The 6,112-nt window shown below is 33.4% G+C and carries 7 protein-coding genes and 1 rRNA gene; all 8 read left to right on the forward strand.

Annotation, left to right across the window (positions count from 1 at the left end):
• Nucleotides 1-564 (forward strand): CAP domain-containing protein (locus tag RMR19_RS10535; RefSeq protein WP_310603450.1); only part of this gene is annotated, 564 nt, incomplete at its 5' end.
• 66 nt (nt 565-630) lie between these two features.
• Nucleotides 631-1,083, forward strand: a complete 453-nt coding sequence (locus RMR19_RS10540) for a 6-carboxytetrahydropterin synthase (protein WP_310603451.1) — start codon at nt 631-633, stop codon at nt 1,081-1,083.
• Between the two features lie 27 nt (nt 1,084-1,110).
• The gene (locus tag RMR19_RS10545) at nt 1,111-1,800 is read left to right on the forward strand and encodes a Firmicu-CTERM sorting domain-containing protein (protein ID WP_310603452.1); all 690 of its coding nucleotides are present in this window, start codon (nt 1,111-1,113) and stop codon (nt 1,798-1,800) included.
• Between the two features lie 28 nt (nt 1,801-1,828).
• On the forward strand, nt 1,829-2,419 hold the full coding sequence (xrtG, locus tag RMR19_RS10550; RefSeq protein ID WP_310603453.1) for an exosortase family protein XrtG: 591 nt from the start codon (nt 1,829-1,831) through the stop codon (nt 2,417-2,419).
• Nucleotides 2,406-3,782 (forward strand): TIGR03111 family XrtG-associated glycosyltransferase, encoded by a 1,377-nt coding sequence (locus RMR19_RS10555; RefSeq protein ID WP_310603456.1) that lies wholly within the window; start codon nt 2,406-2,408, stop codon nt 3,780-3,782. The genes xrtG and RMR19_RS10555 overlap by 14 nt, the downstream gene beginning before the upstream one ends.
• A 43-nt stretch (nt 3,783-3,825) precedes the next feature.
• Entirely contained in the window at nt 3,826-4,938 is a 1,113-nt protein-coding gene (locus tag RMR19_RS10560) for a hypothetical protein (RefSeq protein WP_310603454.1), read from the forward strand.
• 5 nt (nt 4,939-4,943) lie between these two features.
• Nucleotides 4,944-5,387 carry a 6-carboxytetrahydropterin synthase gene (locus RMR19_RS10565; protein WP_310603455.1) on the forward strand — a complete coding sequence of 148 codons (444 nt, stop codon included), beginning with the start codon at nt 4,944-4,946 and terminating at the stop codon, nt 5,385-5,387.
• 640 nt (nt 5,388-6,027) lie between these two features.
• Nucleotides 6,028-6,112: ribosomal RNA gene (locus RMR19_RS10570) — 16S ribosomal RNA — on the forward strand; the annotation flags it as partial.

The raw sequence follows: 6,112 nt of genomic DNA on the forward strand, positions 1-6,112 counted from the left end.
AATAACCAAGATAGTAACGAGAATCAAAACCAGAACGAGAATCAAAATAACAACCAAGATCAAAACAATAATCAAGATGATAACCAGAACTCGAATGAAAATCAAAATAATAACTCAAATCAAAACCAAGATAACAACCAAGATGAGAGTCAAAACCAAGATAATTCGAGCACAGCTACATCAAGCAATGCAGCATATACAAAAGAAGTATTACGTCTTGTCAATATCGAAAGAGCGAAGGAAGGCTTAAGTGAGTTAACAACGACGTCTATATTAGAACAGGCAGCATACACAAGAGCAATAGAAACGAAGCAAAGTTTTTCACACACAAGACCAAATGGTTCTTCATTCTCAAGTATATTAAAAGAGATGGGAATATCATATCAGGCAGCAGGTGAAAATATTGCGTATGGTCAAAGAACACCAGCAGATGTTGTGAATGCGTGGATGAATTCTTCAGGACATCGTGCAAACATCATGTCAAAGAATTATAACAAATTAGGTGTTGGTTGCTATATCGACAGTAATAACGTAGTGTACTGGACACAATTATTTACGAACTAGAAGAAAAGATAAGAAGAAAAAATATGTTTTAAAATATAGTGATTAGAAATTAGTGTGGAGGATAGTATGGGTTTAGTAGGAAAGCAGTTGCATTATTATAAATTCAAATATTACTTTAGTGCACAGCACTCTATGACGAAACTGAAGGAAGACATGCATCCCCACACATTCACTGTAGTGTTATACATCGAAACCTATGGCAATGATAACATTGAATTGTTTTCGAAAGTGGAAGAGTTTTTGGAAGAATATTTTAGTAGGTTTACTGGTGAGAAATTAAACGATTTGTCCTGTTTTGTGAGAGAAATACCTACAATAGAAGCTATGGGAGAGTATTTTTATGAAGAGGTGAAAGAAAAATTACAACATGTGAATTTGGATCTAATTCAGCTCGAAATTTGTGAAAATCCATTACGAATCTATTCGATATCTGATCGTATTATTCATTGCTCTGCTCATATACAAAATAGTTCAAGACAACTTAAACGGATATTAGAGATGAAGCAAAAGTATCTATGAAAGTGGTCAAAATATGGAGTGGTATTTATGAAGAAAAGCGTATCAATAATTTGTAGCGTGTTACTATTAACATTTGCAATTGCAGTTCCTATCTATGCAACAGCGAATCAATCTATTCAAATTGATGGTGTATATTCGGATTGGAGACATATTCCGCATACTGATATTTCATGGTACTCACCTGATCCAAATCAAGTACATCAAGGTGCATTATATCTGGAAGAAGATATTCTATATGGACACTTTGAGATGAACGATGCTTATAGTAGCCCAATGGTAATTTCGTATATTGAACTTACAATAAACAATAGCACAAGCATTGGTTTGACAATTCAAAAGAGTACAGCAGATGAAAATATAGATTGGGGTACGGATATGTATAAGTTACCAGTTGGAACCACGGATAGACTTGGGGTTTTCTATAATGAATATCCTAAGTATTATATGGGAGAAGCAGCACTGACAATCTACGATGCAGATCATTTAATTGGAGATGAAGTGGAATTTGCAATTGACTTAAATGTAGTTTCTAAGATTACAGATATACCAGTGGAAGCTATGCGAGTACTTAAAGTATATAATCCTAATATTGGAAGAGATGCAATTACAATTGCAGGTACATCTTCGGGAGCGGTAGTAGGAGTAGCTATTATGGTAGTGATTGCAATAAATGGTATTATAACCTATAAAAGAGGAAAGTCTAAATGCATAAGATAATGATAAGAAGAAAGAAGTTGTGAATAGTATGGATTGGTTGAAATTAGCAAGTTTCTTAATCTGGCTATATATATTGTCAGTATTACGACGTGGAAAATTGAACTTCTGGTATTTTATGATAGGAAGTGTGGGAATGTTTGTGTTTTCTATGGTTTATATTCAGCCTATACTTACGATACCCCTAACAAAAGCAGTCACTATGGTTTCTGGTAGTATAGGAAAGGGATTGCAAATGTTTGAAGGGTATCCGGAGTATGCGATACTATTTATTAAGAATACGAATGGTGCTATTTCTTTGATTGTAGACTACGAATGTGCTGGAATCATTGAAATGGCAGCATTCTTTTCATTACTTGTGTTTTTTGCAGTATATACTCCTGTTGAGAAAATATTAGTAGGCATATCAGGAGGATTTTATCTATTCTTTGCCAATGTTCTTCGATTAGTAGTGATTGGTGTGATAGTTGCTATATTTGGAAATAGAGCGTATTATCTTGCACACACAATAGTTGGAAGGCTAATATTCTATGGATTATCGATGTTACTTTACTATGTAGTATTTACAAAAGCGCAAATTATAAGACAGAAGGTAGGTAGTTTTGGTTATGATAATGAGTGATTATGTGATTAGTACAATCGTTTTCTATATGGCATGGGTTATTATACCAATTCTGCTAGAAGTGATTCCAGCAATCTTTAATATAATTATACTAGCTAAAAAGCAGATGAAAAAGAGACGGACAGAGAAGAAGCAAGAAAAGTTAATACATTTACCAGAGATAACGATTATTATACCTGTTTATAATTCAGCGAATACGTTACGAAATTGCATTCAGTCAGTATATAATTCCGATTATGACAAACGACGGGTCTATGTTATGGTTGTGAATAATGGAGGAAATGATTCGAGTTTTGAGGAATTTAGTAAGTGTCAATTGGATTTTCCTGAGTTGAATATGAATTGGTTAACATCAAGACAAGGAAAATCAAGGGCTCTAAACCTTGCATTATTTAACAGCACGGGAAAATACATAATTCATATAGATAGTGATGGAGCACTTCATCCACAAGCCTTGCGTAATATTGTGACGTATTTTGAAAGGAATGAAGAGGTTCATTGTGTAACAGGAACGATTCTTACAGACCCTAACTTAATAGAAGATACAAAACCATTCTTGCTAAAAATGTTACGAAGGGTAGAGTTTTGTGAGTATGCACAAGCGTTTCTTGCGGGAAGGAATTTTGAAGCGGAATTCAATAGTATATATACGTTATCGGGTGCATTCTCTGCTTTTAAGAAGTCAACGATATTAAAGACAAGGCTATATAATACAGATACGGTTTGCGAAGACACACAAATTACATTTCAAGTTAGGGAGTGGTTAGAGCAAAAAGTTAGCTTATGTGCAGATGCCTATTTCTTTGTTGATCCAATTGAAGATGCGAATAAACTCTATACACAAAGACAACGGTGGCAGCGAGGAGAACTCGAAGTTGCACATATGTTTGAGACTGGGAAAAAGAAAACGAAACAGAAGAAACATTTTAATGTTATAACAAAACTTCTTCTATACGATCATACATTTGCATTGCCACGTATGATATGGTATTTTGCATTGCTGTATCTGGTTTTTATGAATTATCCGTTACAATTAGTAATTGCGTCTGTGATTTTGATTTATTGTTTTAATGTAATAACTACATTCCTATTCTATATCTGCATAACATTATTTTTGAACAAAGATAAGGAGCTTAGGCATTACTATGTTCGGAAATGGTATGTGATATTTTTACTTCCTATGTACAATTCTATGGTGTTTTGGTTTCGCTTTGCTGGAATCATTAATGCGATTAAGGGAGTACAAGTGTGGCGAACAAGTAATCTAACAGAAGAGAGAAAACATTTTGTGAAGATGGTAAAAGGTGATTTTTTGAAAGTGGCTCATGCGTTAGATAAGATTAGAAACAATGTGAATAAGTAGGTAAGGAATTGCAGAGGAGGCGTTTAAAAGAAAGGGGAAAATTTTGAAACAGAAGAGAAGATTTAGAATAAACAAATATAATGGGGCTGTTTGCCTTGTAGTTCTTATTAGTATTGTTATTGTTTTCCTATACATAATACAGTTTAAAAAGCAAGAGGAGCAGTTCTTCAAACTATACAACCAAGAACTTCAAATCAAGAATGAATTGCTTGCAGAGAATGCTATGCTTAGTATGCAAAGTGATGTGATAAACGGTGACAATAGGGATAAGCTCATAGTATATATGGATAAAGAAAATTTCATTGATGATGTGGCTTGGATATATGTAGCAAATGGGGATACTGTTATCTACTATAAAAATCATAATTTGATAGAGGATAGCAGCACGATTTTGTTAGAGAAGTTTATGGAACAATTGCAAGAGGCTTCTATAATGACAACGCAGTGCTCATTTATGGTTAATAATGAAACAGTCACGATTGGATTAGTTGTAGAGAAATCGCTACTTCTTATGGATTGGGGATACAGTCATTCGAAGACGGTATTGTTGATGGAAGTTGTTGTAGTGCTGCTATTGCTTGGTTTGCTTGGAATATATTTTGTATGGAAGGCAATGAAGATGTCTAAGGAGATAAAGAACTATAAGAAAGAAGTAGTTAATCTAAATTGCAAGATAGAAGAAGTAAATCAAGAGTTGAGGCGAAATGCTTTTGAAAAGGAAACAGTAGCAGTAAACGAGCAAGAGTTTCAATATGATACGAATTTGATGAAATTACTATTAGAAAAGGCAAATGAGAGTAGATATCTTCCAGTCAGTATGATACATATACAATTTGATATGGGAGACTTGTATTTTACGAAAAATAAAATGAAGGAAATAGAAGAGAAGTTATATGTTGAGCTTACACATAGATATGAGTTGCTTGAAATAGGAAAGGGAGAGTTTGTATTATTCATAATAAGAACAGAGATAGAAGTTGTAATGCAATCTCATATTGCAATAGAAGAAAGAGCAAGAAGCATTGCGAATGAGAACGGAATTAAAGTGACTGTTAAGAGCCGAACAATTACAAAAGTGATGGAAGAACCGCTAATAGAGCTAGAGAAGATACGCAAATGTTCAATACGTTCAATAGAAGAAAGTGAAAAGGGGTAGCTAAGGTGTTAGAGAGATACCATCAATATAAATTCAAATTTTATGTGAATGCAAGCCATGCGATATATATAGATGGAAATCTAGGTGAAAGGCATCCACATACATGGGAGATTACGTTAAATACATTAAAGATACAAGAAGACTTTATTCAATTCGATTCTATTGAGGAGCAAATTGAAGACTTCTTTAATGCGTATCAGGAGAGTTATTTTAACGAAGTACCTCCATTTCATCTAATAAATCCAACGTTAGAGAATTGCTGTGAGTATTTTAAAGAGGAGCTGGGAAAGCTTCTTAGAGAAGCAGGGTGGCTTTTACTGCTAATAGAAATGAGTGAAACACCAACAAGATCATATGTAATCAATCTATTAGATGAGATGGGAGAGAAGTATAATAAAGATATGGAAGCGATTGCTGGTGCGATACTTGAGAACTTGATTGAAAGGTAGCAAGGTCTTTCTGTAATGGATACTTGAAATAAAATCGATAATAATAGGAATATTAAATTTATATTATGGGAATATTAAGTAGAAAGGGTAGATTTATGCCTATGTTATGCTAATATTGCTCTTGAGTGAAGGGAAAAATGCTGTATTATATAGAAAATCAAATTTCTATAAAAAAATTGCAATTTAATTGTTGACAAATGTTTGCGTAAATGATAGAATAAAGTTCGTCGCTAAGCGATGCAACTTAAATAACTGACAACAAGATGAATATTTTCTTCTTGACAAACAATTTGCAGTATGTTAAACTGATTAAGCTTTTTGGGAAACAAAAGAACTTAATTGAAAGAAAATAATCTTGAAAAAAAGTTATTGACAAACAATTTTGACTGTGATAAAATAAGAAAGTTGTTTGAAGTGGTTGCTTAACAAAGCAATGACGCAAATAAAGTAACAATATGAACATTGAAAACTAAACAGTGAAACAACCCTGAAAATTCTAAACGTATCACAAAGTGATACAAAAAGATTTTCAAAAAAATATATGTACTTTTAGTACACAGTACAAAGTAAGGAAACTTACTTTGAAAACGGAAACAAATAGCCAGTTTGGTTAGTTGATTCTGAACGAAAGATCAAAACTAAATTTGAGAGTTTGATCCTGGCTCAGGATGAACGCTGGCGGCGTGCTTAACACATGCAAGTCGAACGAAGCAATTTTCTTGCTT

The organism is Anaerosporobacter sp., from assembly GCF_031551385.1.
GTDB lineage: Bacteria > Bacillota > Clostridia > Lachnospirales > Lachnospiraceae > Anaerosporobacter.